30 protein-coding genes are annotated in these 26,892 nt (G+C 63.7%); 16 read left to right on the top strand and 14 right to left on the bottom strand.

Features of this window, described 5'->3' with window-relative positions; all coding sequences use genetic code 11:
• Window positions 1-82 precede the first annotated feature (82 nt).
• From CH281_RS03535 to galK, 3 genes are read left to right on the top strand one after another with little or no spacing between them, the layout of a single operon-like run.
• Window positions 83-898 (top strand): DeoR/GlpR family DNA-binding transcription regulator, encoded by an 816-nt coding sequence (locus CH281_RS03535; protein ID WP_094692961.1) that lies wholly within the window; start codon window positions 83-85, stop codon window positions 896-898.
• A gap of 23 nt (window positions 899-921) precedes the next feature.
• Entirely contained in the window at window positions 922-2,037 is a 1,116-nt protein-coding gene (gene galT / locus CH281_RS03530; RefSeq protein WP_094693091.1) for a galactose-1-phosphate uridylyltransferase, read from the top strand.
• A complete protein-coding gene (gene galK / locus CH281_RS03525) occupies window positions 1,977-3,200 on the top strand; it encodes a galactokinase (protein WP_094692959.1) in 1,224 nt (407 codons plus the stop codon). Before galT ends, galK begins: the two co-directional genes overlap by 61 nt.
• 6 nt (window positions 3,201-3,206) lie before the next feature.
• Here the strand turns inward: galK and CH281_RS03520 are convergent, their stop codons facing one another.
• Complete coding sequence (locus CH281_RS03520; protein ID WP_094651470.1) at window positions 3,207-3,857, bottom strand: cutinase family protein; 651 nt, start codon at window positions 3,855-3,857, stop codon at window positions 3,207-3,209.
• A gap of 379 nt (window positions 3,858-4,236) precedes the next feature.
• Between CH281_RS03520 and CH281_RS03515 the strand changes: the two genes are divergently transcribed.
• Complete coding sequence (locus CH281_RS03515) at window positions 4,237-5,070, top strand: MerR family transcriptional regulator (protein ID WP_094692957.1); 834 nt, start codon at window positions 4,237-4,239, stop codon at window positions 5,068-5,070.
• Here the strand turns inward: CH281_RS03515 and CH281_RS27195 are convergent.
• Window positions 5,058-5,240: a hypothetical protein gene (locus CH281_RS27195; protein WP_027494898.1), complete on the bottom strand. Its 183-nt coding sequence runs from the start codon at window positions 5,238-5,240 to the stop codon at window positions 5,058-5,060. The two genes, CH281_RS03515 and CH281_RS27195, sit on opposite strands and share 13 nt — an antisense overlap.
• Window positions 5,241-5,434: 194 nt before the next feature.
• On the opposite strand from CH281_RS27195, the gene CH281_RS03505 reads away from it, so the two are divergent.
• From CH281_RS03505 to CH281_RS03495, 3 genes are read left to right on the top strand one after another with little or no spacing between them, the layout of a single operon-like run.
• Window positions 5,435-6,709, top strand: a complete 1,275-nt coding sequence (locus tag CH281_RS03505) for a sensor histidine kinase (RefSeq protein WP_094692955.1) — start codon at window positions 5,435-5,437, stop codon at window positions 6,707-6,709.
• Complete coding sequence (locus CH281_RS03500) at window positions 6,700-7,356, top strand: response regulator (RefSeq protein ID WP_027494897.1); 657 nt, start codon at window positions 6,700-6,702, stop codon at window positions 7,354-7,356. The genes CH281_RS03505 and CH281_RS03500 overlap by 10 nt, the downstream gene beginning before the upstream one ends.
• On the top strand, window positions 7,353-8,132 hold the full coding sequence (locus tag CH281_RS03495; protein ID WP_027494896.1) for a DUF4097 family beta strand repeat-containing protein: 780 nt from the start codon (window positions 7,353-7,355) through the stop codon (window positions 8,130-8,132). Before CH281_RS03500 ends, CH281_RS03495 begins: the two co-directional genes overlap by 4 nt.
• Here CH281_RS03495 and CH281_RS03490 read toward each other — a convergent pair.
• Together CH281_RS03490 and CH281_RS03485 are read right to left on the bottom strand one after the other, a co-directional pair.
• Complete coding sequence (locus tag CH281_RS03490; RefSeq protein WP_032392680.1) at window positions 8,126-9,346, bottom strand: FAD-binding domain-containing protein; 1,221 nt, start codon at window positions 9,344-9,346, stop codon at window positions 8,126-8,128. The genes CH281_RS03495 and CH281_RS03490 overlap by 7 nt on opposite strands.
• A 42-nt stretch (window positions 9,347-9,388) precedes the next feature.
• Window positions 9,389-9,730, bottom strand: coding sequence for an FmdB family zinc ribbon protein (locus CH281_RS03485; RefSeq protein WP_080733347.1), 342 nt, complete (start codon window positions 9,728-9,730; stop codon window positions 9,389-9,391).
• An 86-nt stretch (window positions 9,731-9,816) separates the two neighbouring features.
• On the opposite strand from CH281_RS03485, the gene fmdA reads away from it, so the two are divergent.
• Complete coding sequence (fmdA, locus tag CH281_RS03480; protein WP_032367944.1) at window positions 9,817-11,070, top strand: formamidase; 1,254 nt, start codon at window positions 9,817-9,819, stop codon at window positions 11,068-11,070.
• Between the two features lie 624 nt (window positions 11,071-11,694).
• On the opposite strand, the gene CH281_RS03475 is transcribed toward fmdA, so the two are convergent.
• The gene (locus tag CH281_RS03475; RefSeq protein WP_094692953.1) at window positions 11,695-12,279 is read right to left on the bottom strand and encodes a hypothetical protein; all 585 of its coding nucleotides are present in this window, start codon (window positions 12,277-12,279) and stop codon (window positions 11,695-11,697) included.
• Between the two features lie 184 nt (window positions 12,280-12,463).
• On the opposite strand from CH281_RS03475, the gene CH281_RS03470 reads away from it, so the two are divergent.
• Both CH281_RS03470 and CH281_RS03465 read left to right on the top strand, forming a co-directional pair.
• A complete protein-coding gene (locus tag CH281_RS03470; protein ID WP_094692951.1) occupies window positions 12,464-14,389 on the top strand; it encodes an HNH endonuclease signature motif containing protein in 1,926 nt (641 codons plus the stop codon).
• 118 nt (window positions 14,390-14,507) lie between these two features.
• Window positions 14,508-14,864: a hypothetical protein gene (locus tag CH281_RS03465; protein WP_052053584.1), complete on the top strand. Its 357-nt coding sequence runs from the start codon at window positions 14,508-14,510 to the stop codon at window positions 14,862-14,864.
• 4 nt (window positions 14,865-14,868) lie between these two features.
• Here the strand turns inward: CH281_RS03465 and CH281_RS03460 are convergent, their stop codons facing one another.
• Window positions 14,869-15,066: a PLD nuclease N-terminal domain-containing protein gene (locus CH281_RS03460; protein ID WP_032366706.1), complete on the bottom strand. Its 198-nt coding sequence runs from the start codon at window positions 15,064-15,066 to the stop codon at window positions 14,869-14,871.
• A gap of 62 nt (window positions 15,067-15,128) precedes the next feature.
• On the opposite strand from CH281_RS03460, the gene CH281_RS27510 reads away from it, so the two are divergent.
• Window positions 15,129-15,371, top strand: coding sequence for a PLDc N-terminal domain-containing protein (locus tag CH281_RS27510; protein WP_032366707.1), 243 nt, complete (start codon window positions 15,129-15,131; stop codon window positions 15,369-15,371).
• On the opposite strand, the gene CH281_RS03450 is transcribed toward CH281_RS27510, so the two are convergent.
• Window positions 15,353-15,805, bottom strand: coding sequence for a GNAT family N-acetyltransferase (locus tag CH281_RS03450; protein WP_179274100.1), 453 nt, complete (start codon window positions 15,803-15,805; stop codon window positions 15,353-15,355). The genes CH281_RS27510 and CH281_RS03450 overlap by 19 nt on opposite strands.
• Window positions 15,792-16,802 carry an aldo/keto reductase gene (locus CH281_RS03445; RefSeq protein ID WP_094642827.1) on the bottom strand — a complete coding sequence of 337 codons (1,011 nt, stop codon included), beginning with the start codon at window positions 16,800-16,802 and terminating at the stop codon, window positions 15,792-15,794. Before CH281_RS03445 ends, CH281_RS03450 begins: the two co-directional genes overlap by 14 nt.
• A 64-nt stretch (window positions 16,803-16,866) precedes the next feature.
• Between CH281_RS03445 and CH281_RS03440 the strand changes: the two genes are divergently transcribed.
• A complete protein-coding gene (locus tag CH281_RS03440; protein ID WP_179274099.1) occupies window positions 16,867-17,778 on the top strand; it encodes an aminotransferase class IV in 912 nt (303 codons plus the stop codon).
• 3 nt (window positions 17,779-17,781) lie between these two features.
• Here the strand turns inward: CH281_RS03440 and CH281_RS03435 are convergent, their stop codons facing one another.
• Both CH281_RS03435 and CH281_RS03430 read right to left on the bottom strand, forming a co-directional pair.
• Window positions 17,782-18,930 (bottom strand): serine hydrolase domain-containing protein, encoded by a 1,149-nt coding sequence (locus tag CH281_RS03435; protein ID WP_094692947.1) that lies wholly within the window; start codon window positions 18,928-18,930, stop codon window positions 17,782-17,784.
• A 66-nt stretch (window positions 18,931-18,996) separates the two neighbouring features.
• Window positions 18,997-19,557, bottom strand: a complete 561-nt coding sequence (locus CH281_RS03430) for a TetR/AcrR family transcriptional regulator (protein ID WP_032366709.1) — start codon at window positions 19,555-19,557, stop codon at window positions 18,997-18,999.
• 103 nt (window positions 19,558-19,660) lie between these two features.
• Here CH281_RS03430 and CH281_RS03425 point away from each other — a divergent pair, with 103 nt between their 5' ends.
• Window positions 19,661-20,500, top strand: a complete 840-nt coding sequence (locus CH281_RS03425; RefSeq protein ID WP_027494883.1) for an alpha/beta fold hydrolase — start codon at window positions 19,661-19,663, stop codon at window positions 20,498-20,500.
• 64 nt (window positions 20,501-20,564) lie between these two features.
• Here the strand turns inward: CH281_RS03425 and rraA are convergent, their stop codons facing one another.
• Together rraA and CH281_RS03415 are read right to left on the bottom strand one after the other, a co-directional pair.
• Window positions 20,565-21,044, bottom strand: coding sequence for a ribonuclease E activity regulator RraA (rraA, locus tag CH281_RS03420; RefSeq protein ID WP_032371978.1), 480 nt, complete (start codon window positions 21,042-21,044; stop codon window positions 20,565-20,567).
• A gap of 24 nt (window positions 21,045-21,068) precedes the next feature.
• Window positions 21,069-21,452, bottom strand: a complete 384-nt coding sequence (locus CH281_RS03415) for a DUF5313 family protein (RefSeq protein ID WP_094642801.1) — start codon at window positions 21,450-21,452, stop codon at window positions 21,069-21,071.
• 115 nt (window positions 21,453-21,567) lie between these two features.
• Here CH281_RS03415 and CH281_RS03410 point away from each other — a divergent pair, with 115 nt between their 5' ends.
• Both CH281_RS03410 and CH281_RS03405 read left to right on the top strand, forming a co-directional pair.
• Window positions 21,568-22,599 (top strand): amidohydrolase family protein, encoded by a 1,032-nt coding sequence (locus tag CH281_RS03410; protein WP_230593068.1) that lies wholly within the window; start codon window positions 21,568-21,570, stop codon window positions 22,597-22,599.
• 31 nt (window positions 22,600-22,630) lie between these two features.
• Entirely contained in the window at window positions 22,631-23,014 is a 384-nt protein-coding gene (locus CH281_RS03405) for a WhiB family transcriptional regulator (RefSeq protein ID WP_256983338.1), read from the top strand.
• On the opposite strand, the gene CH281_RS03400 is transcribed toward CH281_RS03405, so the two are convergent.
• Both CH281_RS03400 and CH281_RS03395 read right to left on the bottom strand, forming a co-directional pair.
• Window positions 22,983-23,735, bottom strand: coding sequence for a MerR family transcriptional regulator (locus CH281_RS03400; RefSeq protein ID WP_032367256.1), 753 nt, complete (start codon window positions 23,733-23,735; stop codon window positions 22,983-22,985). The two genes, CH281_RS03405 and CH281_RS03400, sit on opposite strands and share 32 nt — an antisense overlap.
• A 110-nt stretch (window positions 23,736-23,845) precedes the next feature.
• Window positions 23,846-25,051: a lipase family protein gene (locus CH281_RS03395; protein WP_256983337.1), complete on the bottom strand. Its 1,206-nt coding sequence runs from the start codon at window positions 25,049-25,051 to the stop codon at window positions 23,846-23,848.
• A gap of 156 nt (window positions 25,052-25,207) precedes the next feature.
• Between CH281_RS03395 and CH281_RS03390 the strand changes: the two genes are divergently transcribed.
• Window positions 25,208-26,761, top strand: a complete 1,554-nt coding sequence (locus tag CH281_RS03390) for a succinic semialdehyde dehydrogenase (protein WP_027494877.1) — start codon at window positions 25,208-25,210, stop codon at window positions 26,759-26,761.
• The last annotated feature ends 131 nt before the right edge of the window (window positions 26,762-26,892 follow it).

Below are 26,892 nucleotides of genomic sequence, written 5' to 3'. Positions count from 1 at the left end.
GCCGCATCCTGTTCGCTTTTGTTGACATTTGTTGCTATCTGGTGAAGGTTGTGTGCATGGAATCAGGTCTGGTGATGGTGTGATGCTCGCCCATCAACGTCAGCAGAAGATTCTGGACCGGGTGCGGTCCGAGGGAGCCGTCACGGTGGCCGCGTTGGGCACTGCTCTGTCGGTGTCCGACATGACCATTCGACGTGACGTCAATGAACTGGTCGCCCAGGGCCTGGTCGAGCGAGTGCATGGCGGCATCACCGCGCCGAGTTCCGCGAGCGCGTTCGAGCCGGGTTTTCCGGTGAAGTCCGAGCAGAGCCGTGACGCCAAGGCCGCCATTGCCCGCGCCGCCGCACGATTGGTCCGGCCAGGAACGACCATCGGCATCTCCGGAGGTACGACGACACACGCGCTGGCGCGGGAACTGCTTCGGATACCCGACATCACCGTGGTGACCAACTCCCTGCCCGTCGCCGACGTCCTTCATGCCGGCGGCAGAGCAGACCACACCGTGTTGCTCACCGGAGGCCAACGCACCCCGTCGTACGCACTCGTCGGCCCGTTGGCGGTCGGCGCGTTGCAGACGCTGCACGTCGACATTCTGTTTCTCGGCACGCATGGAGTGGACATCGATGCGGGCCTCACCTGCCCCAATCTGCTGGAGGCACAGACCAATCAGGCATTCGTCGCCTCGGCTCGTCGCGTTGCGGTCCTCGCTGATCACACCAAATGGGGTGTTCGCGCCCTCGCAACCACCGCTGCGTTGTCGGAGGTGGATGTGATCGTCACCGATGTCGATGTGCCCGAACGTATTCGCGACGCGCTGACCGACATCGTCAATGACGTGGTCGTCGCAACCGGTCCCGCCGAGCCCCGGCGGACCACCCAGGAAGCGAGCAGTCGATGACCACGCAGGACACCACCCATCCCATGCGCAGGACCTCGACCACGCTGGCCGACGGTCGAGAATTGATCTATTACGACGACACAGAGCCCTACCTTTCCGGTGGTGCCACCCGGGAGCTCGTGGACTCACGGCCGCTGCCGGCGTCGATGTCGCTCTCGCAGATGAGATTCGACGTTCTCACCGGCGAGTGGATCGTCATGGCTGCCCAGCGGATGGACCGCACGTTCTTGCCTCCCGCCGACCTGTCCCCGTTGGCCCCCAGCCGTCCGGGCCGCCCGCCGACCGAGATTCCGGCCTCGGATTACGACGTCGTGGTCTTCGAGAACCGTTTCCCGTCGTTGGCGGGAAGTGCTGCACAACAGACTCTTCCGGCAGCGGTCGACGGTGAGCCGCTGTGGCCACTGGCGGCAGGTACCGGTCGGTGCGAGGTCGTCTGTTTCGCCAGCGATCCCGAGGCGTCTTTCGTCTCGCTGGAACTGTCGAGGGTCCGAACGATCATCGACGTGTGGGCAGACCGGACCACGGAGCTCTCGGCGATCGATGGAGTGAAGCAGGTGTTCTGCTTCGAGAATCGTGGCAAGGAGATCGGTGTCACCTTGACGCACCCGCACGGCCAAATTTACGCCTACCCCTACCTTCCTCCTCGTACCGATGCTTTGATCAGGCAGTCGCGCAAGCACTTCGAGAGCACTGGTCGAGTTCTGCTGGCCGATGTACTCGCCGCCGAATTGCGCTCGGGTCGACGAATAGTCGTGGATGTCGAGCATTGGGTGGCGTACGTCCCTGCGGCGTCACGCTGGCCGCTCGAGGTGCATCTTGCTCCGCGCCGCGACGTCGCAGATCTTGCCGAACTGAACGATGCGGAGCGCGACGAGCTGGCCGGCGTCTACCGCGCATTGCTGCGGGGCGTCGACGCATTCTTCGAGGGCGTGGACGAGGTGCCGTACATCTCGGCGTGGCATCAGGCTCCCGTCGGATCCGATCGAGAGCTGGGACGTCTTCATCTACAGCTGTTCTCGATGATGCGGTCACCGGGCCGAATGAAGTTTCTCGCCGGATCCGAGTCGGCGATGGGCGCATGGATCAACGACACGACTCCCGAGAGAATCGCAGACAGATTGCGCGAGGTGCTGGTGTGAACTGGTTGAGCGTCGTGTCCGAGCAGAGCCTCGCCGACGGTGCTTCGGAGCTGTTTGACGCCGCGTTCGGCGGTGAACCGGACGGCGTCTGGTTGGCCCCAGGACGAGTCAATCTGATCGGCGAACACATCGACTACGCAGGTGGTCTGGTGCTGCCGTTCGCGCTGCCCTTCGCCACTGCAGTCGCTGTTCGGCGGCGCGAGGATGCCACGATGCGGGCGGTCTCGACGCATACCGACCAGACGTGGACGGGGCAACTCGGTGACATCGGACCGGGAAGTCCGTCGGGCTGGGCCGCGTACGTGGCGGGCGTTGCCTGGGCGCTGCAGGAGCACGGGATAGGCGGAGTCGATGTTGCCGTGCACTCCTCGGTACCGGTGGGCTCGGGCCTGTCGAGTTCGGCGGCCCTCGAGTGTTCGTTCGCCTTGGCCCTGAGCGATCTGTTCGATCTGAACGTCGATCGAAAGGTGCTGATCGACGCCAGCATTCGGGCCGAGAACGATGTGGCCGGCGCGTCGACCGGGGGAATGGATCAAGCCATCGCGATGCTTGCCGAACGAGGACACGCCCTGCTTCTGGACTGCCTCGACGGGTCGACCCGCCAGATCCCACTGGACGTCGCGTCGTCGGGTGCTCGCATCATGGTGATCGACACCAACGCTCCGCACCGTCTGGTCGACGGCCAGTACGGTGCCCGCCGGGCCGCCCTCGACCGGGCCTACCTGGAGCTGGGTGTGTCGTCGCTGCGCGGACTCGACCCCGAGCGGGCGGTATCGGGGCTCGTCGATCAGGCTCTCGTTCCCCGAGTTCGTCACGTCACCAGCGAGATACGACGAGTCGAGCGGGCAGTAGCGTTGCTGGACGGCGGTGACATCGGTACCGAACTCGGCGACCTGATGACGGCGTCGCACGTCTCGCTTCGAGACGACTACGAGGTCAGTTCCCCCGAGCTGGACAGCGCCGTCGATGCTGCGCTGCGAGCCGGGGCATACGGGGCCCGTATGACGGGTGGGGGGTTCGGGGGTTCGGCCATTGCGTTGGTTCCGATAGCTCGGGTCGATGCAGTCGCTGAGGAAATCTTCACGAGCGCACAGCAATCCGGGCTACCGGAACCGACTTTTCTTTCCGCAGAACCATCGGGGCCCGCGCACCGATTTCGGTGAGTCGATTCAGCTGCGTACCTGAGCGGCCGCGAACGAGGCACCCTGCGTCGTCGAGCCGTTGGTGCCGTAGGTCAGGTGAGCGAAGGTGTTGAAGCCACCGATCTGGCACACCGGGTCGCCGAAGTTGCAGAAGCTGTTGGTGCGTGAACCGTATGTGCTGCTGGCTGTTTCGATCTTCCTGCCGGTAAGCCCGAATGGGTTGCCGAACACCACAACGGCCTCGATACGGTCGGCGATCGCGGCCGGGATGACGGCACCGGTGAAGCTGCTGGGAGTGCGCAGACCGACTGCGTTGGTCACCACGGTCGCCCCCTGCGAGTAACCGCCGATCACGAATTTCGTCGACGGGCACGATGCCGCAACGGAATTGAGATGAGCCACGAGGTCGCGAGATCCGGGTCCCGCGCTGGCCTGGGTGAAGTCGGCGGCGTAGTTCACGGCGTACGTGCTGACCGAGCGATCCGAGAGTTGCGATTTGACGCTGTTCACAAAGGGAGTACCCGTGATGCCGAGACCGGGAAGTTCACCGGTGCCGCGAGCGAACGAGACGTCCACATCCGAACATGGCGCGGCCGACGCCACTCCGGTGGGAAGCGCCACTGCGGTGGCGGAGATAGTAAGTGCAGCAATGGAATAGGCGATCAGGCGTCTCTTCATGGCGAGTCCTTGTGGGTTCGGGGGAGGAGCATCGAAACGAACCATAACCGCTGCGACGTCGCATTCACAGGGTCGTTCAACATTTGATTACAGACGCCTGGTCGGTTATCGAGGCGGGTCCGGGAGGCTGTCTCGGGATGTGTCGGGAATTCACTGCCAAGCCTGGTTTCTCAACGCCTGTTGCGCTTTGGCGACCGCTGGGGTGCCGTAGACCTGGCGAATGGCCTGGTCCGAATTTCTGGCGACTATCAGGGAGCGCACTCGATCAATGCGACGACCGGCGAAATCGGTTGATCGGTGCGCGCAGAACGGGTCGAGCCACCGCACGGCGCGCGATACTTGACCCTCACACAGTGTGAGACGGCAGTCTCGGAGGGTCATGTTCAGTATAGGAGAGTTCGCATCGATCGGCCGGGTTTCGGTTCGCATGCTTCGGCATTACGACGAGATCGGGCTGTTGACGCCGGCACGGGTGGATCCGTTCACCGGATATCGGTCGTACGACGGTAGACAGTTCGAGGAGTTGGGACGCATCCTGATGTTCAAGGACCTGGGATTTCGGCTCGACGAGGTGAAGCAGATCGTGCATGCGCAGGTCAGCGAAGACCGATTGCGTCGGATGCTCGTCGCCAAACGTGAAGACGTCGCCCATCGACTCGATCTCGACGCCGCCCGACTGCGTCGGATCGATGCGCGCCTCCGCGCCGTAGAGGGAGAAGATTCGATGATCACCGTGGACACCAAGTCGCTGCCGGCCACCCGAGTCGCCGTCGTCACCGAGAATGCTGCCGGTTACGGGCCACAGAACATCGGCCCGGTGATCGGTCCGATGTACGCCCGACTCGCGTCGTCTCTGGCACGAGACGGAGTCGAATTCGGACCGTCGTCGATCGCCCTGTACGAGGCCGTCGACGACGGTGACGGCACCGGCATCACGGTGCATGCCGCGTTCGAGATCACCCCCGACGTTGATGCAGGCGAGGACTACGACGTCACCGAGCTACCCGCGAATGACCTCGCGCTGACGACCGTGCACCACGGCTCGATGGCGACGATCGGGGAAACCTGGGAGCAGTTCATGGCCTGGATCGACGCCAACGGTTACGAGCTCTCCGGCATCTGCCGCGAGTACTACCTGGTCTCCGAGCCTGCGCCGCAGGAGAACTGGGTGACGGAGCTGCAGCAGCCGGTCGTCCGGCGTCAGGACGCCTGAGCGAGCTCAACCAGCGCTGTGCACTGGCAGCCGCCGGTGATCTCCTCGCACTCGAGCACCAGGAAATGGCGAACGTACTCGAGATCCACGCAATCGGGTTCCGTGCATTCCGCACTACCGACTGCGTGGATCACGAGCGTTCCGTGGCAGGTATCGACACTGGCGGACATGGGAACCCTTTCTGTAGTCGTGTACCTCCTTGATATCACCGGCTACCGACAAGTTCGGGAAGCAAAGGGCGTGTTCGACGCCTGAGCTGGGCGAACTCACGTGGACCCACGTGCCTAGGGTAGGGCTGGCCCTACCTCACCTCGTGGGTTCGCAGTGAGGACGCCCCGGCAACTGCCCACTTAGGCTCATCCGCATGAACCAGGCATTACCGATTCCCCTCAATCCGCTCAGAGCGTGGATTTCGCAGCAGTGGTGGCTGGCAATGGCGTCGCTGTTGGCGACGACGTTCGCCGGACTGGGCGGATGGCTGATCGTAGGGCTGCTCCTGCTCGCGGTGTTCGCGTTGCCGTTCGCCCTCAGCGGTGTGCTCGTCTTCGTGTTCACGATCGTGGTCCTTCGTTGGCTGGACACCGCGGCGCGAGCGGGCATCGACCTGACCAGTGGCATCGAGATCACGAAACCGGACACCATCGTCTATCCGACCAGCTGGCGAAAGTTGGTGTGGTGCGTTCGTGACGTCGGGCTGTGGAAGTCGCTCGTCTACTGGATCATTCGTATTCCGATCTCGGCTGCGCTGCTGTTCTTGCTGCCTGCGCTCTTCCTGGCGCTTCCGGTTCTGGCGGCCGCCCCGGTCGCGTGGTTGGTCACCGATCCCGAGGGCACCGGGCTGGAAATAGCCGAACGAGTGGACTTTCCGTTGGTTGCGGTGATCGGAGTGGCAGCTCTGGTAGTCCTGGTTGCCGGCGTTCCGCCACTGACGACCCTGATTGCCAAGCTCGATTGGTGGAGCGCTGCAGCACTTCTCGGGCAGTCGGAGTCGAGCAAGCGGGTGAACGAGCTGACCGTGAGCCGTGCTCGCGTCGTCGACGCCGCCGATGCCGAGCGGCGACGCATCGAACGAGACCTGCACGACGGTGCCCAACAACGGCTGGTGTCGGTGGCAATGTCACTGGGGCAAGCGAAGTCTCGCGCATCGGCTACGGACGACGTGGTCTTGAAGGGTTTGCTCGACGATGCACATCGGGAGGCGAAGAACGCGATCGGTGAGATCCGAACGTTGACGCGCGGACTGCATCCCCCGATCCTGACCGATCGCGGACTCGACGCGGCGCTGTCGTCGGTCGCGGCGTTGTCGACAGTTCCGGTGACGATCGACATCGACCCGGCCCTCACCGGCGAGCGACGTCTGAACGCCACCGCCGAGTCGACGGTGTACTTCGTGGTGTCCGAGGCCTTGACCAATGTCGGCAAGCACGCCCACGCCGGAAACGTGCAGGTCGATGTCGCTCGCGGCGAGTCCTCCGTCGCCGTCACCGTGGTCGACGACGGTTGCGGCGGTGCGCATTTCGAGCCCGGCGGCGGATTGGCCGGATTGGCCGACAGGCTCAGCGGAATCGACGGAACCCTGACGGTGACTTCGCCGTCGGGCGGCCCGACACGAGTGGAGGTGACCATCCCGTGCGAGTGATCATTGCCGACGACTCGGTACTGCTACGTGAGGGTGTTGCGCGTTTGTTGGTCGACTCCGGTGCCGAGGTGATCGGAAAAGTTGGTGACGCGGCGCAGCTGTTGACGCTGATGTCGTCCACCGAGCCGCTGCCCGACGTCTGCGTCATCGACGTGCGGATGCCTCCGACATTTCTCGACGAGGGTCTGCGAGCGGCACTGGTCATTCGTGAGCGTTGGCCCGATGTCGGAGTACTGGTGCTCTCGCAGTACGTGGAGGAAAGGTATGCGGCAGAACTGATTCGGCAGAGCACGGACGGCGTCGGATATCTGCTGAAGGATCGCGTCGCCGATGTGGACGAATTCTCCGACGCGGTGAAAACGGTCGCCGACGGCGGAACCGTCATCGATCCAGAAGTTGTGCAACAGATTTTGGCGCGCGCACCACGATCGGATCCACTCGACTCGCTGACACCGCGAGAGCGAGATGTGCTGACGGCGATGGCCGAAGGTAAGTCCAATGCCGGCATCGCCTCCACTCTGGTCGTAGGCCAAGCAGCCGTCGAGAAGCACATCGGAAACATCTTCGCCAAACTCGGATTGCTCGGCGACAGTGCGGATCACCGCCGGGTCATGGCAGTCCTACGATACCTGGGAGCTATTCGATGAATCGAATTCCATTGTTGCGCTACACGTTGGCGATCACCACAGCGGCCGTCGTGGTCGGTGCGGCCGGAGCAGGCACCACTGCGGCGATCGCGCTCGGTTTCTCCGTTCCGAAGACTCAGAACTACGACTACTCGGTAGATCACGCGATCGACGGCTCGCAGCTGACTGTGACGACCGGGTTCGCGCACCTGAAGTTCGTGCCCAGTCCCGATGATTCGCTGCATGTTCGAGCGCACGGGATCTACCGAGGGGACGCCCCCACGGTCGACGTCGGTGCGGACGGGTCGAGCGTGGCTGTGGAATGTTCCTACGGCAGGTACAAGACGTGTGACGCCGACGTCGAATTGCAGATACCCGCAGGCCTGACCCTCGCGGTGAACGGTGCGGGCGGTGATGTCGTGCTGTCGGATGTCGGTGCAGACGTATCCGTCTCGACAGCGTCGGGATCGGTGTTCGCTCGTGGATCGGCGGGAGCCATCCGGGTCGACACACGGTTCGGTGACGTGAAGATCAGTGATGCAACTGCGTCCATCGTGGATGTGAGCACGACGTTCGGCGAGATCAGCGTCGAATCGCGTACTGCACCGGAATCGGTCAAGGCGCGCAACGTGATCGGCGACACGACGATCGGGCTTCCGCCCGCCGACTTCTATGCCGTCGACGCGGCATCCGACAAAGGCGACGTCGTCGTCGACGTGATCAACGACCCCAGATCGCCGAAGACGGTCTCCGCCACCAGCGAGGAAGGGCAGATCACGGTGCGGGCACGTCAGTGACTGCGCCGCCACGCACTGAACGACCGGACCGAGGATGTGGTGGGACGCGTCAGCCAGGGCCATGGATGCAATTCGACCGGGGCGATGGCGTCGGCGATGCGAGAGAAGCCGGGAACAGGTGCCCAGGTGGCGGCCAGAGACCGTCCGGAAAGTTCCTCCGATACTCGGCCGCGACGTACCTCCAACGGCCGGGTCGACGCGATCTCGCCGAGAGTCTCGGCGAGAAACACCAGTCGCTTTCCGGACAGCCGCAGCTTGTGGAGGAGCGGTTCGTCGAACACGAAGACGGCGGGTCGCTCGAGATTCGCAGCCATGGCGGGGTCTGTGGTGCCGAGCGATTCGGCGGTCAGCCAGACCTGTTCTGCACCATCACCTTCCATGCTCGCAGGGCCCGCGGGTACCGGTGCCTTGTTGAGATCGGGTCCGTCGACTGCCGGTCCGAGATCATCGTCGGGCCAATTCTCGATGGGGCAGGCGTCTTTCAGCGCGCAGTTGCGGCACAGGGATGGTGCGCGCTTGTTCACCTGCCACCGACTGAAGCCGTACACCTTGCCGCTTCCGGTACCGACCGTCCATTGCCAACCCAGTCGATTGGCCGCCCGTGAGCCGTCGAGCAAGTGGGTGAACATCTCGTCCTCGCCGTCGCGCCATGTCGCGCCGGCACGCACAGCCCATTGGGACGCCAGCCACATGCGTGTTTGGTTGACGAGCCAACCGTCACTGTGCAATTCGCCCACCACCGTGGACATGCAGTTCATCTCGTCGGGCCAGGGTTCGGAAGTCCAATTGTGCGGTCGTGGTTGTTCACGACGAAGGGATCTCCCCAGATCGGTTCCGACGCGGGCATAGAGGTGGCGGGCGTATTCCTGCCACATGAGTTCGTCCCGGTACCGCGTGCGATCGCGCGCCGGGGCGTCCGCTACGGCGTCCCACACCTCACGGAGAGTGAGCAGACCGTGCCGGATGTACGGCGACATTCGACTGGCTCCACGACGATTCGCAGGAAGGACAGTGCTGCGGTCGCGGGCGTAGCCGGTGATGTACAAGCTCGCCAGCGCGGCATCGGCCGCCGATTGTCCGCCGCGAATGCCACCCGGAGCTATGTCGTCCGGCCGCTCGAGCGTCAGGTCGCCCAGATGCTCGGCAACCCAGGAAACGACGTCGTCGGTGGTGAAGCCGTCGGCGATCGACGGGGGAGCGGGGAGCTGGGACATGCACCCGGACTTCCCCGTCGGCACGAAAGAGAAACGCCGAGATCAGGGACGTGGCAGGCGACGGTGGAGCGGGTTCGACGTCGTCGGGCTAGCCGCCCGCCCTTGCCGTGGGATGGAGGTGACTACCGTCGGTGAGTCGGCGGTGGCCCGCGAGGCGTCGTGTGCCTTCATCGCAGCGCTGTTCCCCCTGCCGAGGGCAGGAGACGAAATCCGGCGTGCAGCGCTCTCGCCGCACTCCGGGCACGTCACCTGGGAGGGGACATCGGCCATGGAGAATCTCTGCTCAACGGGTTCGCAACGCTGTGTGCAGCGAAAGCTGTAGGTGGGCACGCACACGAGGGTAGCGCGAGGTGTCGTGTCAGTGGCGTTCCGGCGCAACGTCATACAACATTTACACGTCATACCGGGCCGAATACACCACGACGGTGCAATGATCGAGGCAGGAGAATCCGCGCAACCGGAGGTGCCTCGTGCCCGAACTGCTGTTTCCGCTCGACTCGACGAAGAGTTTCACCGAACAGGAGATCGTCGGTCACAACCGATGGCATCCCGACATACCGGCCGCGGTCACAGTGAAGCCCGGCACGTCGTTTCGGGCGCACTGCCGCGAATGGTTCGACGGGGCCATTCACAACGACGACTCCGCCGAGGACATTCTGAATGCGCCGCTCAACAACGTGCACACGTTGTCCGGGCCGTTCCACATCGAGGGAGCCGAGCCCGGGGACCTGCTGATCGTCGATATCCTCGACGTCGGTCCGATCCCACAGGAAGATTCGGGCCCACTGGCCGGTCAGGGCTGGGGATACACGGGGATCTTCGCCAAGCAGAACGGCGGCGGATTCCTCACTGATCGATTCCCCGACGCGTACAAGGCGATCTGGGACTTTTCCGGCCAGACCACCACATCTCGCCACGTTCCGCACGTGAAGTACACCGGAATCACCCATCCCGGCCTGATGGGGACCGCGCCGTCGGCTGCACTGCTGGCCAAGTGGAACGCCCGTGAAGGTGCGCTGATTGCCACGGATCCTCAGCGTGTTCCCCCGCTGGCTTTAGCACCCGAACTCGACGGGGCAATTTTGGGATCGTTGAGCGGCGACGAGTTCTCGCGTGTCGCAGGCGAAGCCGCACGTACGGCACCGCCACGAGAGAACGGTGGCAATCAAGACATCAAGAATCTCACCAAGGGCACTCGCGTCTTCTATCCGGTGTTCGTACCAGGGGCGAAGTTGTCGTTCGGAGACTTGCACTTCTCGCAGGGTGACGGCGAGATCACCTTCTGTGGTGCCATCGAAATGGGCGGTTTCATGGACCTGCACGTCGACCTGATCAAGGGCGGCATGGACACGTACGGGGTCAGTGAAAACGCGATCTTCATGCCCGGAAACACCGCACCGCAGTACTCGGAATGGATTGCCTTCTCGGGCATTTCGGTCACCGTCGACGGCGAGCAGAAGTATCTGGACTCCGACCTGTCCTACCAGAACGCCTGCATGCATGCGATCGACTACCTCACCAAATTCGGATACAGCCCCGAGCAGGCGTACCTGCTACTGGGCTCGGCCCCGATCGAAGGACGCCTGTCCGGGGTGGTGGATATTCCGAACTCTTGTGCAACGGTATACATCCCCACCGCGATCTTCGACTTCCCGATAGCGCCTTCGGCAAGCGGTCCGTTCCAAATCGACCCGGGAATGGGAGCGCCGAGGGCGCAGTTCTGACGTTGCGTTGGTTGTCGAGATTTATTGGCGGGGGTTGATCGGTTTGGTCGTAGGCTGCAGTGATGATCTGGTCGACGTGGACCGTCGAAGCTTCGATTTCGGTGAGCGCGAGAAGGTCCGCAACGGTGTCCGTGCCGCCCCCGATATATGCACACGGGAAGTCGAAGTGCTGAGCTACACACCACGCGTGGTCGTTGGGCCACCACAGATTCGGTGACAATCCTCCTCCGAGGGTGTCCGTTGCGCGTTCGATCGGACCCCTCCACATGAAATAGTTGTAGCCGGCGATTTCTGCGGTCGGTGCCATCACGCGAATGTCGTCGAGCGCGGTGTTGCCTTCCCAGACGGCGAACCAGCAGTCATTGGGTGTTGTCGTATTTCGAGTAAGTACTTCGATGATGGACATCAGCTGAACATGCCAGGCTGCAACGGGTTTCGCCGGCGTTGTACGGTGTGGCATGCCGTTGCGAGCGGGATACGCGATGCGGGCATAGGCGTCGAACACAGTGGGGACCAGCGAGCCCACTGTGGTTGTGGCGACGCCGTCGAGGTTGTAGTCCACCCACTCTGCTTCCGAGACATCCTGTTGCAGATCAGCGTTCGACCACTTCGCGTGGGCGGCGTTCAATGGCTGTACCAGGGTTGTGGACGGTCAGGATCGTCGATGACCGTGTCGACTCGACGGTCGGCGAGAACGTCCTTTATCGCGGACGAGCTCGCACCGATGGTGGCGAAGTGCGGGTCGACGTCGTTGGCGATGCACCAGGCGTGGTCGGCGGGCCAGACGAACGAGGGAATCGGCAGGCCATCGGGAGCTGGGGGATCGAGCGCCTGCTCCCAGTTCAGCAGGTCGAGCGCAGGTCCTCGGAACAGGAACGCTCCCCGTTCGGGAAGGTTGATTCGCGCGGCACCATGCACCTCGATACCTCCCCATCCCCCCCACACGCAGAAGTAACAGTCCGCAGGTGTCGTCGTGTGCTTCGCCAGCATCTCGACGACCATCGCCAATTGGTGTGTCTCCGAACGCTCGTCGTACGGAACGTCGGCCTGGCCCTCACGCTGATCCGCGTGCGTCGGATCCGGGATGAACCGGAGACGCGCGTAGCTCTCGTACCCCAGTGGACCTCTGGTGGCGAGGTCCCACCAATCTCGATCAGCGTGGACGAGCCAGTCGGCGGCAGTGGGATCGCTGGATGGTCGCACGGTCATGGTGCGCCCTTTCTGGGTCGATACCGGGCTTGCGCTAGTGCGACGTTACCGATCCATGAGGTGGACCGGACTATCCGAGCTGGCCCTACGAAGTGGTGCCCGTCGTCACCGCGGCCTGAGGCGACAGAGTTGGATAGGAACGTGTGTTCGAAAACTTGTCGGTGGGTCGCGGTAGATTCTGTTCATGCTTTCGGGGGACGGCGGATCAGGGGTGGACGGCATCGAAACGGTGCCGCCTGCCCCCGTCGTGTCCGACCCCGAACTGTCGGTGCTGGTGGACCGTGTCGAGTCCGCGGTCGCCGAGTTGGCGGGGCAGGCGTCGGTGGCATGGTCGAATGCCGACCGGCGTGCGGTGATCCAACGCATGGACACTGTGTCGCGCTCTGTGGCTGCGTATTCGCACACCTGGCTCAACGAACTGATCGCACAGCACGGCCTCGATGTCTATCCGGGTTCGGTGCCGTGCTCGGTGGCGTGGATGCTGCGGATAACCCCACGAGCGGCCGGGGCGCGGGTGCGTCTGGCCGCGGAGTTGGGTGATCGCACCGCACTGTCCGGCGAAGTGCTGCCTCCGTTGTTGCCGCACACCGCTGCAGCAGTGCGGGCAGGGTTGCTCGATGCCCAGCACGTGCAGATGATCCGCGAATTCTTCCGACACCTACCGGCGAGTGTGGATCCGCAGACCCGCGATCTCGCCGAACAGCAGTTGGTCGGTCTCGCCTCGACGAGGCGGCCCGACGACTTCGCGCCACTGGTGGCGCACCTGGACTCGATCCTCGACCCCGACGGCGACTTCGACGAGGACGAAGACGAGGACAAGAACGGAAAGCCGAGGCCGCGGAAACGTGATGCGTTCTTCTACCTCGGTGAGCAGGGTTCCGACGGAATGTCCGAGGGGACGTTCTGCGTCGACTCCGAGCTACGGGCCTACCTCGAGGCCTTGTTCTCGAAAGCCGCGAAGCCGGGGGTGAACAACCCTGCAGACCCGACATCGATCGTCCACGAGGATGAGACCACCGGCGACGAGGACGGCGGCGGGGACGGCGGCGGGGACAGGGGCGACGGCGGGGACGGCAGTACGGCTACGCCAAAGCCCGGGCCGATGCCCGACGAGGCAGGATCCGGCGATGCTGGATCGGGTGACGAGTACCTGTGGGATGGGACCGACGGCAACGGTGCCGACTTCTACGGTGCCGACTTCTACGGTGACGACGACCGCAGTGGAGAAAACCGCAGTGGCGACGGCCGCGGTGAGGGTGAATGCACCGACAGCAGCGATTTTGGTTGCGGCACAACGCCACACAGCACGCCCGACACCAACGACACCAACGACACCAACGACACCAACGACGATGCCGGCTCCGACAGCACTGCTGAACCCGGCGGCCACGCCGACGCCGACGCATCGGACACCGCTGCTCGCGACGCTGCCGCCGCGCGGGATCGACGCACCCAGAACGAACGCCGTCATGATGCCCTGAAGATGGCGCTCCGGCACACCCTCGCCTCCGGCACCCTCGGCACCCACCGCGGGCTGCCCGTCACCGCCATCGTCACCATGACCCTTAGAGACCTCGACGCAGGTTGCGGATACGCCATGACCGCCAACGGATCCCGCGTCTCGATCCGCGACGCCATCCGCATGGCCTCGCACGCCCACCACTACCTGACCATCTTCGACGACAACGGTAGAGCCCTCTACCTCGGACGATCCAAACGCATCGCCTCCGCCGACCAACGCATCGTCCTCATCGCCCGCGACCGCGGCTGCAGCTTCCCCTCCTGCACCCGCCCCGCGACCTGGTGCCAAGCCCACCACCTCGACGACTGGGTCGAGGGCGGACCCACCGACATCGACTCCCTCACCTTCGGATGCGACATGCACCACGCACTCGTCGGCACCGGACCCGGAAAGTGGGCCACCACCAAAACCACAGCAGCACATCGCTATCCGGGCAGAACCCTGTGGCACCCACCAACCGGAATGGACCCCACACGCCGTGGGCTGATCAACCACGCACACCACCCCGAGGAGGTGCTCTACCCACCCGACCACCACTGCGACAACACCCGCGACACCGGTGACGAAGAACCACGACAACCCGCCTGACGACCCACACAAGCGTCAGGGCACAGCTCTGTCTGTTGTCAGTACATCGCGACCGCCCGCACCGGCGTGCGCGAAAAATAGGAGGGCTCCCGAGTCGGCGCCCGCGTACGGTAACCCGATGATGGTTCTCGCGAGCAGGACTGCGGAGTTGTCGCCGCCGGTCTTCTTCGTCTGGAAGGCACTGATGCGCCCAGACTTGCATCCGAAGAATCAAGGGTTCGCCTGGCCGGTGATGTTCGAGGGTGCCGCTCTGCCGCGCATCGTCGAGAGTAGTGAGTTCGACCGCGTGGTGTGGAGCTCGCCGTGGCCGAGTCTTCCCGACGTCCTGGTGCAGTTCGATCTGACCGCAGCAACCCGACTGCGCTGGACGCTGTTGGCCCACGCACCCGCCCCCAACCCGCAGACGGTTGAATGGCTCCGCGACCAGGTAAGCCATCTGATAAACATCGACCTACGCAATGCGACTGGACACTGAACTCTCAGCTGTTGCCGCCGTTCACCCCATACGGATAGCGCTTCCCGACTGCGAACCACAGGATCGGGCCGACGATGGGCAGGATCAGTGTCACCACTACCCATGCCAGCTTGATGAGCCAGTTGGAGCCTGTGTCGCGGACGATCGACACGAGAGCAATGCCGAAGAGAGCCAATGCAATCGCGCCGCCGGCAGAAGTCATGGTCGCACCTTATGCCTGCGTCGTGGCTAGTCTTGCCCTGAGGTGAAAGGAGTCGGAAGACCATGGATGCTGACGGTAACCCGGCTCTGCCGTTATGGTTCGATCTCGCATGGATGGCTGGGATCGTGTTGTGGCTGCTACTCGTCGGTGTCGCATGGGTGTCGATACTTCGGAGCAATCAGGCTCGTCGGGGATCCGCGTTCTGGTGGTGTCTGCTCGTGTTGCTGATGCCCATCTCAGGCGCACTGATATGGTTCGTCGCTCGCCCGCGTAAGCCCGATACAGATCAACGGTTGAGTTCGTAGCGGGCCAGCCACAGTCCCGGCAACACCTCTTGATTCTCGGTGTGCGCGAAGCCGAGGGACTCGTACAGGCGGCGGGCCGGTCCATTGTCGCGTCCCGTTGCGACTCGCAGTTGCTGTCCTGCAATCGAATTCAGCATCACCTCGACCAACGCTCGTCCGATGCCCTGCCGATGTGCGTGTGGAGCCACCACCAGACGGTCGATCTCCGAACCGGACCACGCTGCGGCACCAAGGATCTGGCTGAGATCACGCGCGACGAGCCAGTGGACCTGTGCTGCACACAGATCATCCACCGACTCGTGCAGTAGTGGGATGCGATCGTCGCCGATGAGCTCGGCCTCGACCGCGTACGCACTCCTCTGTACCGCGAGGATTTTCTCGGCCGACAACCGATCCGTCGACGGATCGACCTGCGCTATCTCAATACCGGCCACCAGCGGGCTCGGGCAACGTGTCGAGTGCGGCGAGGTGCTCGGAGCTCAACGTGAGCGAGGCGGCACCGGCATTCTCGTCGAGACGTGAAGTGCGGCGAGTGCCGGGAATCGGCACCACGTGCTCTCCCTGCGCCAGCACCCATGCCAGGGCCACCTGCGCAGGCGTCGCACCGAGCTCGTCGGCGATGGCCGCGATGGCGTCGACGATGACGAGGTTCGCATCGAGGTTGTCGTGACTGAAACGCGGCAGTCGAGAGCGGAAATCATCTGCAGCGGGAGCGGTTCCGCGGAAGTTTCCCGTCAGAAACCCTCGGCCCAGCGGCGAGAACGGCACGAAGGCTGCACCGTTGTCCTTCGTCCATGTCAACGAGGTTGCAAGGTGGTCGCGTGTCCACAACGACAACTCCGACTGCACAGCGGATATCGGATGCACCCGCTGAGCCCGATCGAGCTGCTCGACGGTGAACTCCGAAACACCGAGTGCGCGAACCTTTCCGGCCTGCACGGCCTCGGCCATCGCGCCGATGCTGTCTTCGACGTCGACCTCGGGATCGGGACGGTGCAGGTAATACAGATCGATGTGGTCGACGCCCAACCGTCGGAGCGAGTCGTCGATGGCAGACCGTAGATGCTCGGGCTTGCCGTTGGGGCCGGAAATGACCGGCTCTCCGGCGTCGCCGATGTGGGAGGTCAATCCGCCCTTGGTCGCGAGCACCACTTCGTCGCGTCGACTGCCGATGGCTGCGCCGACGACTTCCTCGTTGGTGAACGGTCCGTACACATCGGCCGTGTCGATGAAGTTCACACCCAGGTCCAGGGCGTGCCCGATGACGCGATCGGGGGACTCCGTTTGGTCGTCTGCCTTGTATGCCCAGGTCATTCCCATGCAGCCCAAGCCGATGGCACCCACCTCGGGGCCGTCGTTCCAGAGTGTGCGGGCGGGAGTGGAGCCTGCGGAACGACCAAGGGGTGGCCAGGATACTGTGCGTTCGCTCATGTACTCGACCATAGAGAAGTAAAAGCGTTGTCGCTTGGACTCACCGGGCGACTAGCATCGCCGCATGGCACTCCCGCACTCGAAGGTGTATTTCGGCGACAGACTGGTCGATGCGCAGGACGCGACACTCGGGGTCGCGACCTCGGCCGTCCTCTACGGCCTGAGTGTCTACACCGTGTTTCCGGTGCAGGTGGACGGAGATCGGCGCACCGCATTTCGGCTACTCGATCACTACCAGCGACTCGTCGAGTCCTGCAAGATCATCGGTATCGACACGTTCGCGTCACAGTGGAGTTTCGAGCGGTTCGTGCAGGTGACGCAGCAGGTCGTCGCGGCCAACGCCCCGACCGACGAGGTGTATGTGCGGGCAACCGTCCACGTCGACGAGTCCATTCCCGGAACACGGGTCCGTGGCCTGCACACGACAGTGTCGATCTTCCTCTACGACGCCAATCCCATTGTGCCGCAGTACGGTATGAGGTTGAAGACCAGTGTGTGGCGTCGCATCCCCGACTATGCGATTCCGTCGCGCGCGAAGGTGAACGGGGCATACGTCAATTCCGTTCTGGCGAAACAGGATGCCATCGACAGTGGGTTCGACGACTGCATCTTCCTCGACATCAACGGACACGTCTGCGAACTCAGTGCCGCCAACATCTTCCTCGTCCGAAACGGAGTGCTCATCACGCCTGACGTCACCAGCGACATTCTCGATGGCATCAACCGTCGAACGCTCCTGACGTTGGCACGCGAAGAAGGAATGACGGTTCAGGAACGCACCGTCGACCTCACCGAGCTGTACATCGCCGACGAGGTCTTCGTGTGTGGCACGTCGGCCGGGGTTGCCCCGGTATACGAAATCGACGGCCGCGCAATAGGAACCAAGGAAACCGGACCGACGACGCTCACTCTGCGGAAGCGTCACCAGGCTGCACTCACGAGCGACGAAGTGCACGGCTGGGTGAGTGTGCTGTAGCCGCTAGGCGGGGCAGGTCGACTCGAGTCCGGCAATGAGCGCGGCGCTGGCGTACTGGAACAGGGGATCGGTTGCGGGGTCAGGTGCCGCGGAGGTCCACGACAGTGCGACTTGGCGCTCCCCGTCCGGACTCGCGAACGCGAGAGTGCTGTAGCCGAAGCCGTTGCCGCGCTGACCGAATACCAGTTCCCCGGAACCGGGATTGCAGGCATCGCCGCCGAGCAGCAGTCCGAGTCCATACGCGGACGGCGTGAGGACCTGCATCTCGTCGATCAGATTCTGCGGGATGAGCATGCCGTCGAACAGCGCTCTGAAGAAGGTGTTCAGATCGCCGACCGTGGACACCACAGCAGCACCCGAGGACCAGATACTCGCGTCGTATTCGGTGACGTCGGTGTAGATCCCGTTCTCCAGCACGTAGCCGTGCAGTGCATCGCCGGCGATATCGGCGTCGGTGGGGTAAGTGGTGTCGGTCATCTGCAGAGGTTCGAAGATCCTGTCCTGCAACGACTGTCCGACGGGCTTCCCATCGAGATCGGCCACGATCCGCCCGAGTAGAACGTAGTTGGTGTTCGAGTAGCTGAACTCCTGGCCCGGTTCACTTCTCCACGGCATGGCCGATGCCTTCGAGATCAGCTCATCGTCGGAGACGGAATCATCGGCGCGAGAAGCGATCTGCTGCGCCGTATCGAGTCCGGTGAGGTAGTCGGGTATTCCGCTCGTATGGTCGAGCAGTTGTCGGACGGTGACGGACTTGGACAGCAGGCCCGGAAGGAGTTCGTCGACCCGCTGATCGAGCTGTAGTTTTCCCTCGTCGACGAGCTGCAGCACCACCGCCGCGACCATCGACTTGGTGACGCTTGCAATGCGCACCGGATCATCGGCACCCGCCGGCTCGGTGCCATCACGCTCGACGAGTCCTGCCGCTCCCGACCAGGAATCCTCGCCGTCGCGGACCTGCGCGACGGCGGCGACGGACCCGGCCGCTACCAGCGCGTCCAGAGCGGCTTGGGCGTCGTCGGTCCTGATGTTCCCACTCGACGTCGTCGTAGAGGTCGCCTGCACGGCTGAGGGCTCGTCGGACGACGTGCATGCACTGACCAGCAAGGACGTCGAGACGGTGAGGGCGGCGAGGACTCGGAGCTTGCTCATGGATTCGACACTAACGTCCCGAAACGGACAATTTCAGTGTCAAATGTCAGTGATTCGCGATGCCCGTCACTTCGCGCTCGAATTCAACAGAACCTCGGCCGCAGTCTTTGCTGCAGAGGCGGATTCGGCCAGTTCGGTGATGGCGGCGGTGGTTTGAGCACCCTCGGCGAGCAGAGCGATCTGCAGACCGACGGTCGGCTCGCATCCGTCTTCGACGGCCAAGGCGGTGACGTACTCGATGAAACGTTTCTTGTGCTGATGCGCGGCGTCGGCGACCTCGGGCATGGTTGCGCCCAGTTCGCCGAAGGAGTTGATGAACGCGCACCCGCGAAAGTCGTCCTCTCGGAACCATCGATCCAGGAAGTCGAAGATGGACAACAGCTTTCCGCGCGGCGTGTCGTGTCGGTCCGCCTCGGCGCGGATCCCGTCGTTCCACTGGGCAGTGCGGCCACGGAGGACCTCGGCCACGATGGCCGTCTTGGACGGAAACAGTGTGTACATGCGTTTGAGGGAGATTCCCGCTGCGGTGCGCAGCTCATCCATGCCGACGGCCTGGATGCCGCGCGCATAGAACAGTTCGTCCGCGGCGTTCACCACCTGTGCCCGTCCGATTTCCGTACTGGTCATCGCTTACCCCTTGCCGAGAGAACCAACGTTCTCTACAGTAGTCCACACACGGAGAGAACGACCGTTCTCCCGCTCGATGCTCAGGACACAGGAAGGCAGGATCATGGCGTACATCAACGTCGGAACCGAGAACTCCACCCCCGTCGAGGTCTACTACGAGGATCACGGCTCAGGCCAGCCGGTCGTGCTCATCCACGGCTACCCGCTCGACGGCAACTCCTGGGAGCGCCAGTCGCGTGCGCTGCTCGATGCCGGCTACCGCGTCATCACGTACGACCGCCGTGGATTCGGGCAGTCGAGCAAGCCCACCGTCGGCTACGACTACGACACCTTCGCTGCAGACCTGGACAAGGTGCTCACCGAGCTCGACCTGAACGACGTCATCCTCGTCGGATTCTCCATGGGCACAGGAGAACTGGCTCGGTATGCCGCGAAGTACGGCACCGATCGCGTCGCCAAGTTCGCGTTTCTCGCCTCGCTCGAGCCGTTCCTGCTACAGACCGACGACAACCCCACCGGCGTTCCGCAGTCGGTGTTCGACGGCATCGAGACCGCAGCGCGCGAGGATCGTTTCACCTGGTTCGAGAACTTCTACAAGGACTTTTACAACCTCGACGAGAACCTCGGCAGCCGCATCAGCGAGGCCACCGTGCGCGCCAGCTGGAACACCGCCACCACCAGCGCGCCCGTCGCGGCCTATGCCGTCGTGCCCACCTGGCTCGAAGACTTTCGCGGAGACGTCGAGAAGGTCCGCGCATCGGGCAAGCCGACGCTGATCCTGCACGGCACGGCCGACAACATCCTGCCGATCGACTCCACCGGCCGCCCGTTCCACGAGGCGTTCCCGGAGGCAACGTACGTCGAGGTCGACGGCGCACCCCACGGGCTGCTGTGGACACACTTCCAGGAAGTGAACGACGCGCTTCTCGCGTTCGTGAAGTAGCACCGACGTCGTACAAAGACGCAACAGAAAGGGACGGCACCGCGGCCGTCCCTTTCGCGTCGGATCAGACTGCGACCACTCCGTCGTGATCGCTGTAGACGATCTCGCCGGGGGTGAAGGTGACGCCGCCGAAGGTCACCGGCACGTTCTTCTCGCCCGATCCCGTCTGCGTGCTCTTGCGTGGGTTCGTCCCCAATGCCTTGACGCCGATGTCGAGGGTGCGCAGAATCGCCGAATCCCGCACAGCGCCGTTGACGATGACGCCTGCCCAGCCGTTGTCGACGCCTCGCCCGGCGATGATGTCGCCGACGAGCGCGGTATGGACGCTGGCGTCGCCGTCGACCACGAGAACGCCGCCGTTGCCGGGCTCGCTCAACGTCTGCTTGACCAGCAAGTTGTCCTGGAAGCAGCGGATGGTGGTGATGGGTCCGGCGAACTCGGTGTGCTTGCCGAACTGGATGAACTGGGTGTCGCAGCTGCGGATGTCGGGACCGATCTCGTCGGCCAGATCAGCGGTTGCTTTGAATACCACAGGTGAAGTCATGCGCAGAAGACTAACGTCCGATCGTCAGCCGCGGCCGTGACGTCGCTCGTAGTCGTCCCGGGTGCGGTCGACGCGTGTCTGCGCCTTGGCGTTGATCAACTGGGGATCGAGGCCGTGAATGAGCAACCGGTGCCGCCGATAGACGTTCATCAGCGCTATCGCGAAGTACACCAGCGGAATGAACAGCAATGCCATCATCGCCAGCGACATCCACAGTGGGCCGGGTATCAGCAGGAACAGCAGCAGCAACGGGATGACGGGAACCGTGAATCGAGCCAGGTAGCGCACTTGGGCACCGTTGCCGACGAGGTCGTTTCGGACCCAATCCTGCATCGACGGGGGCAGGACCTGACCGAACGAGTACCCCACAAATTGCGCAGGACTGGGCTTCGTACGTTCGGTCGTCATCGCGCCATGTTAGTCCTACATCAGTTGGTACAAGTCACCGTTGACTGCGGATAATCTCATATGTGACGATAGCGTCAGTTCGGACCGGGTGGTGTCGACGACAAGGACGTAGATCGTGATCGACCGCAGAACCTTGCTCGGCGCGCTCGGTGCAGCCACGCTCTCGGGCGTCGCCCTGTCCGCAGCGACCGCGTCGGCGTCACCGAAGCCTGCCGCCGGGGGAGTAGTGGACGTGCACTCGCACATGGTCCCCGACTTCTACCTGCGGGAAGCGCTCGCGTCCGGCATCGTCTTTCCCGACGGCATGCCGAAGTGGCCGTCCTGGTCGGTGACCGAGCATCTGCAGATGATGGACCGGTGTGGGATCGACAGGGCGATCCTGTCCGTGTCGAGCCCAGGGGTGCACTTCGGGGACGACGGTAAGGCTGCCGATCTGGCCCGACGGGTCAATGACTTCGGAGCCGGAGTTGTCCAGGGTCAGCCACGCCTCGGTTTCTTTGCGTCGCTGCCCCTTCCGAACGTCGTCGACTCGACGGTCGAGGCCATTCGGGCTCTCGATCAGCTCGGTGCCGACGGGGTCACCGTGATGTCGAACGCCGGCGGCATGTATCTCGGCAACGCCATGCTTACGCCGTTGCTCGCGGCGCTCGATGCGCGGTCGGCGGTGGTCTTCGTGCATCCCACCTCACCGCCGAATGCAGCTGCGGTAGAGCTCGGTAGGCCCGCTCCGATGGTCGAATTCCTTTTCGACACAGCACGAACGGTCGTCGACTTGATTCTGCTGGGCGTGGTCGATCGGTTCCCTCACATCCGTTGGGTGTTCACTCATGGCGGCGGAGTGCTGCCGCTGTTGGCAGATCGGGTCGACTTCTTCCGGACGCAGGTCGGTCTCGGTACCCCGTCGACGCCGAATGTACTGCAGCGCTTGTGGTTCGACCTCGCCGGTACGCCGGTTCCGCGGCAGCTGCCGGCGTTGCTCTCGACGGTCGGGCCCGATCGTCTGGTGTACGGCAGCGACTACTGCTTCACGCCGATCGCCGCTGTGCAAGAACAACTGCGATTACTCGACGCCGGTGCCGCGGACGGTGGACTGGAGAACTGGCGCGCCGTCACATCCGGCAATGCCCGCAGTCTCCTCGGTGTCTGATCCATACGAGAGTTCGATGAAAAGACAAGCAATGCAACCTATCTCTGACCACTGGGATTGGCAGATGAATGCCGCCTGCCGCTCGATGCCGGTCTCGATGTTCTACCCGCCCCTGGGGCTGCGGGGATACTCGCTGAGAAATCTCGAACGGCAGGCGAAGCTCGTGTGCGACCGATGCCCCGTCGTCACGCGGTGCCTGCAGCATGCGTTGGACACCGACGAACGGCACGGTGTGTGGGGCGGATCGACCGCACACGAGCGGTCCGCGATGGCCCGCGTCAACCCTGACGAGCAGCGTTCGCCCGGATATCTACGCCCCGGGTCGGAATCCGCACCCCCTGCAGGAGGCGCGGATTCCGAAAAGGGGTGCGGATCGAGACGAGTCAGCCCTGACGAGCGGCGTTCGCGACGATGACGTCACGGAGATACTGCGCCAAACCGTCGGCGATACCGTTGTAGTGCTTGGCAAATCGCTCGTCGGCGATGTACATCTCCGCCAGGTTCACCTGCATCTCGTAACCGCAGTCGTAGTACCGCTCGATCGACGCGCGATGACGCTCGGCCAGTACCCCGGCTTCGGGGGAATTCGGCGACACACCCCGCTGCATCGCGGCAGCGAGATCGGCTTCGAGGAGGTCCGTCTCTTCCTTGACGGCCTTCCAATCGTCCTTGGTGAACGACGCCGTACGCTGCTGCGACTGCTTCCACTCGTCGGTTTCGCCCCAGCGCTGCTCGGCCTCCTCAGCGTATTCCTCGCCGGTCCAGTTGTCGCCGAAGATCTCTCGCTGCTCCTCGGGAGTCAATTGCATACCCATCTTCTTCGCCTCCATCATCTTGTCCACGGCCGCAGCCATTGCGTGCAAGTGATCGATCCGCTCATTCAACAACTCTCGCTGCCGCCGCAGATGCGCCATGGCATCGACCGCCGGGTCGTCGAGCAACGCTGCAATGACCTCGAGCGGGAACCCGAGCTCGCGGTAGGTCAATACCTGATGCAGCCGTTCGACATCGGCCGATGAATACGTCCGATAGCCCTTGGGAGTTCTCCCCGACGGCACCACCAACGCGATCTCGTCGTAGTGATGCAGCGTTCTGACGCTGACACCCACCAACTTCGAGACCGCGCCGACCTGCATGCCGACCTGGATGTCAACCGAACTGTTCGCGGACGAATCACTCACGAAGGACACTGTGCTGCCTCCCGTGGCGTGAGGGTCAAGACGAAAAAACGATTCGTTATGGACCTCTAGCGAATCACACGTTCGCAACCCGAGGTGGGTACTCCGGCCAGTCGTTGCGCCAGCCAGTCGTAGGCACCGGGACGGCCGTTGGTCTGGGCCTGTGAATGGTCGCCGGGCACCTCTTCCAGATGTACCGACGCTCCCGCTGCACACCACTGATCCTGCACTGCCTCGGCACCTTCTTTGGGAATGAGGAAGTCCTGCAGGCCCTGGTAGATGTACACCGGCGCGTCCGGCTTCGTCTGGCCCATGCGGTTTTCCTCGACGACGGCCGTGGTGATCGGATGCGCGAAGACGTCCGGGACGTTGGAGAGATTTCGCTGGTCCAACAGCAGTAGTCCGCTGTAGGACAACACATCCACGCATTGATCCTTCTGCGCCAGCGCCAGTCGCTTGCCGTTGTCGTTGGCGAGCTGCCGCATCTCCGGGTACTCCCGGGACAGTCCGATCGTCGCCGCAGTGAACAAGCCCGATCCGATCTGGCCGTTGAGCGACGTCTGCAGAATCTTGTAATCGGTCGGCGGGCCGCCGAACGCGACTCCGGCGATGTTCAGCTCGGGTGCGTACTCGGGGGCCAACTGGGCCGCCCAGCCCGAGGCGATCGCACCGCCGGAATATCCGGTGATGCCGATGGGTGCATCCGCGCTCACGCCTGCAGTCCGGGAGGCACGCAGACCGTCGAGCACGGTGTGCCCCGACACGAGACCGGCCGAATATGCCTGACGCGGCCCCTGATAGTCCGTCATCACCACGGTATAACCGCGGCCGAGGAGGATCCGGACCTGATCGATCTCTTTGTTGTTGCCCCGCGGGAGGGTGTACGACGGCGCGCATTTGTTGCCGAGTGAATCCGTCGCCTCGTTGTATGCGATGACGGGGCGATCTCCACCACCGGTCCACGGCGCAGTGGGAGTCAGCACCGTCGTCGCCGCTGCGATGGGACGATTCTTCGAATCGGTGGAGCGGAAGAGCAATTGGACGGACGAGGCCTCGGGCGTCACCGCGACATCGCGTCGAGCGAGGACAGTGCCGGGCACGAGATTCTCGTATCCCGCCGGCGGATCGAACCACGGATCGCCGAGTGACGTGGGGAGATACGCAGCCGGATCGCTCGGTGGAGCAATGAAATCTTGTACCGGATCTGCCTGCGCAGACCCCGCGAATGCCACCATCAGTGCTGCTGCTCCGGCCAGAACTAGTGCCTTGCGCATGGATTCCCCACCCTGTTGCTTCCGAACGCCCCGACGTCGGAGTAGACCACCGCCCATCGTGCCACAGGGCCAGGGAACATCGGCCCTGTGAACTGAGCCGAAGACCAGGTAGGTTGTCTGTTACTCCGAACACTACTCATCAGTAGGGATGCAAAAATGCCTGCTCCGTCCACTGCGACCTTTTCCCGGCTCGCTGATCTCATCGCCATTCCCGACGCGGATTCGCGTCCCACCAAGACGATCACCGAGGTGTTCACCGGTAAGGAGCTGGCGACCATTCCGGTCGGCACGGCTGCAGATGCTCTGGCTGCGATCGCGCGCGTTCGTACCGCTCAGGCGGCCTGGGCCAAGCGCCCGGTCTCCGAGCGCGCAGAGATCTTCCACCGCTACCGCGACCTGGTGCTCGCGCACCGCGACGAGCTCATGGACATGGCGCAGGCCGAGACGGGCAAGTCCCGCGCCGCCGCCCTCGAGGAAGTCCTCGACATCTCGATGACCTCGCGGCACTACGCACGCACCGCCGCCAAACTGCTGGCCCCGAAGAAGGTCACCGGCATGCTTCCCGTGCTGACCAAGACTCGCGTTCGTTACCAGCCCAAGGGCGTCGTCGGAATCATCTCGCCGTGGAACTACCCGATGACTCTCGCGGTGTCCGACGCCATTCCGGCGCTGCTGGCCGGCAACGGCGTCGTGCTCAAGCCCGACAGCCAGACGCCGTACTGCGCGTTGGCCTGCGTCGAGCTGCTCTACAAGGCCGGTCTGCCCCGCGACCTGTTCGCCGTGGTCCCCGGCCCCGGCTCGGTGGTGGGCACCGCGATCGTCGAGAACACCGAATACGTCATGTTCACCGGCTCCACGGCCACCGGTCAGCTCCTGGCCGAGCAGGCGGGGCGTCGACTCATCGGTTTCTCCGCCGAGCTCGGCGGCAAGAACGCCATGATCGTCGCCAAGGGCGCGAACCTGCGGGAAGTATCCGACGCGGCAGTGCGCGCCTGCTTCTCCAACTCCGGTCAGCTCTGCATCTCCATCGAGCGCATCTACGTCGAGAAGTCGATCGCCGCCGAGTTCACCGAGAAGTTCGGCCAGCGGGTACGCAACATGACCGTGGGTGCCGATTACGAGTTCGGCATCGAAATGGGCAGCCTCATCTCCGAGGACCAGATCAAGACGGTCTCGGCGCACGTCGACGACGCCAAGGTCAAGGGCGCGACGGTCGTCGCGGGCGGCAAGGCGCGTCCCGACATCGGCCCGCTGTTCTACGAGCCGACGTTGCTGACGAACGTCACCGAAGACATGGAGTGCGCGGCGACCGAGACCTTCGGGCCGCTGGTGTCGATCTACCCCGTCGCCGACGTCGACGAGGCCATTGCGAAGGCCAACGACACCGACTACGGATTGAACGCGAGCGTCTGGGCCAAGACGAAGGCGCAGGGCGAGGCCATTGCGGCACGTCTGCACGCGGGCACGGTCAACGTGGACGAGGGCTACGCGCCGACGTGGGGCACCACCGGTGCACCGATGGGCGGAATGGGCGTCTCCGGCATGGGCCGGAGGCATGGAAACGAGGGACTGCTCAAGTACACCGAGCCGCAGACCATCGCGACGACCCGCCTGCTCAATCTCGGTGGACCGCGCGGACTTCCGCCGAAGCTGTGGGCAAAGATCATGCCTCCCTTCGTCAAAGCGCTGAAGTACATACCCGGCCGGTAGTAGTCGAACGAGAAAGGCCCCGCACTCCCTTCGGCGGATTCTAGGGGTCCTCGCAACACCTGATGGTCAGATGCCTGTCAGTAGATCACGTAAACGCTCGGCTGGAGTTTTCCAGCCGAGCGTTTTGCGTG

It is taken from the genome of Rhodococcus sp. 06-221-2 (genome assembly GCF_002258365.1).
Taxonomy (GTDB): domain Bacteria; phylum Actinomycetota; class Actinomycetes; order Mycobacteriales; family Mycobacteriaceae; genus Rhodococcoides; species Rhodococcoides fascians.
Note: the sequence above shows the minus strand (reverse complement) of the source record. Positions and strands in the feature narration are given on the sequence as shown.

Coding starts and splice junctions, on each gene's coding strand:
- CH281_RS27195 (WP_027494898.1), bottom strand. CDS start 5,240: ATGTCCGCCAGTGTCGATACCTGCCACGGAACGCTCGTGATCCACGCA.
- CH281_RS03460 (WP_032366706.1), bottom strand. CDS start 15,066: ATGACTTCTGCCGGCGGCGCGATTGCATTGGCTCTCTTCGGCATTGCT.
- CH281_RS03445 (WP_094642827.1), bottom strand. CDS start 16,802: ATGAGCGAACGCACAGTATCCTGGCCACCCCTTGGTCGTTCCGCAGGC.
- CH281_RS03400 (WP_032367256.1), bottom strand. CDS start 23,735: ATGCAGGTCGGCGCGGTCTCGAAGTTGGTGGGTGTCAGCGTCAGAACG.
- CH281_RS03425 (WP_027494883.1), top strand. CDS start 19,661: ATGGCGTACATCAACGTCGGAACCGAGAACTCCACCCCCGTCGAGGTC.
- CH281_RS03515 (WP_094692957.1), top strand. CDS start 4,237: ATGTTCAGTATAGGAGAGTTCGCATCGATCGGCCGGGTTTCGGTTCGC.
- CH281_RS03535 (WP_094692961.1), top strand. CDS start 83: ATGCTCGCCCATCAACGTCAGCAGAAGATTCTGGACCGGGTGCGGTCC.
- CH281_RS03495 (WP_027494896.1), top strand. CDS start 7,353: ATGAATCGAATTCCATTGTTGCGCTACACGTTGGCGATCACCACAGCG.
- CH281_RS03395 (WP_256983337.1), bottom strand. CDS start 25,051: ATGCGCAAGGCACTAGTTCTGGCCGGAGCAGCAGCACTGATGGTGGCA.
- CH281_RS03465 (WP_052053584.1), top strand. CDS start 14,508: ATGATGGTTCTCGCGAGCAGGACTGCGGAGTTGTCGCCGCCGGTCTTC.
- CH281_RS03485 (WP_080733347.1), bottom strand. CDS start 9,730: ATGACGTTGCGCCGGAACGCCACTGACACGACACCTCGCGCTACCCTC.
- galK (WP_094692959.1), top strand. CDS start 1,977: ATGGATCAACGACACGACTCCCGAGAGAATCGCAGACAGATTGCGCGA.
- CH281_RS03415 (WP_094642801.1), bottom strand. CDS start 21,452: ATGACGACCGAACGTACGAAGCCCAGTCCTGCGCAATTTGTGGGGTAC.
- CH281_RS03520 (WP_094651470.1), bottom strand. CDS start 3,857: ATGAAGAGACGCCTGATCGCCTATTCCATTGCTGCACTTACTATCTCC.
- CH281_RS03475 (WP_094692953.1), bottom strand. CDS start 12,279: ATGACCGTGCGACCATCCAGCGATCCCACTGCCGCCGACTGGCTCGTC.
- CH281_RS03435 (WP_094692947.1), bottom strand. CDS start 18,930: ATGAGCAAGCTCCGAGTCCTCGCCGCCCTCACCGTCTCGACGTCCTTG.
- CH281_RS03470 (WP_094692951.1), top strand. CDS start 12,464: ATGCTTTCGGGGGACGGCGGATCAGGGGTGGACGGCATCGAAACGGTG.
- galT (WP_094693091.1), top strand. CDS start 922: ATGCGCAGGACCTCGACCACGCTGGCCGACGGTCGAGAATTGATCTAT.
- CH281_RS03440 (WP_179274099.1), top strand. CDS start 16,867: ATGGCACTCCCGCACTCGAAGGTGTATTTCGGCGACAGACTGGTCGAT.
- CH281_RS03505 (WP_094692955.1), top strand. CDS start 5,435: ATGAACCAGGCATTACCGATTCCCCTCAATCCGCTCAGAGCGTGGATT.
- rraA (WP_032371978.1), bottom strand. CDS start 21,044: ATGACTTCACCTGTGGTATTCAAAGCAACCGCTGATCTGGCCGACGAG.
- CH281_RS03390 (WP_027494877.1), top strand. CDS start 25,208: ATGCCTGCTCCGTCCACTGCGACCTTTTCCCGGCTCGCTGATCTCATC.
- CH281_RS03405 (WP_256983338.1), top strand. CDS start 22,631: ATGCAACCTATCTCTGACCACTGGGATTGGCAGATGAATGCCGCCTGC.
- CH281_RS27510 (WP_032366707.1), top strand. CDS start 15,129: ATGGATGCTGACGGTAACCCGGCTCTGCCGTTATGGTTCGATCTCGCA.
- CH281_RS03490 (WP_032392680.1), bottom strand. CDS start 9,346: ATGTCCCAGCTCCCCGCTCCCCCGTCGATCGCCGACGGCTTCACCACC.
- CH281_RS03430 (WP_032366709.1), bottom strand. CDS start 19,557: ATGACCAGTACGGAAATCGGACGGGCACAGGTGGTGAACGCCGCGGAC.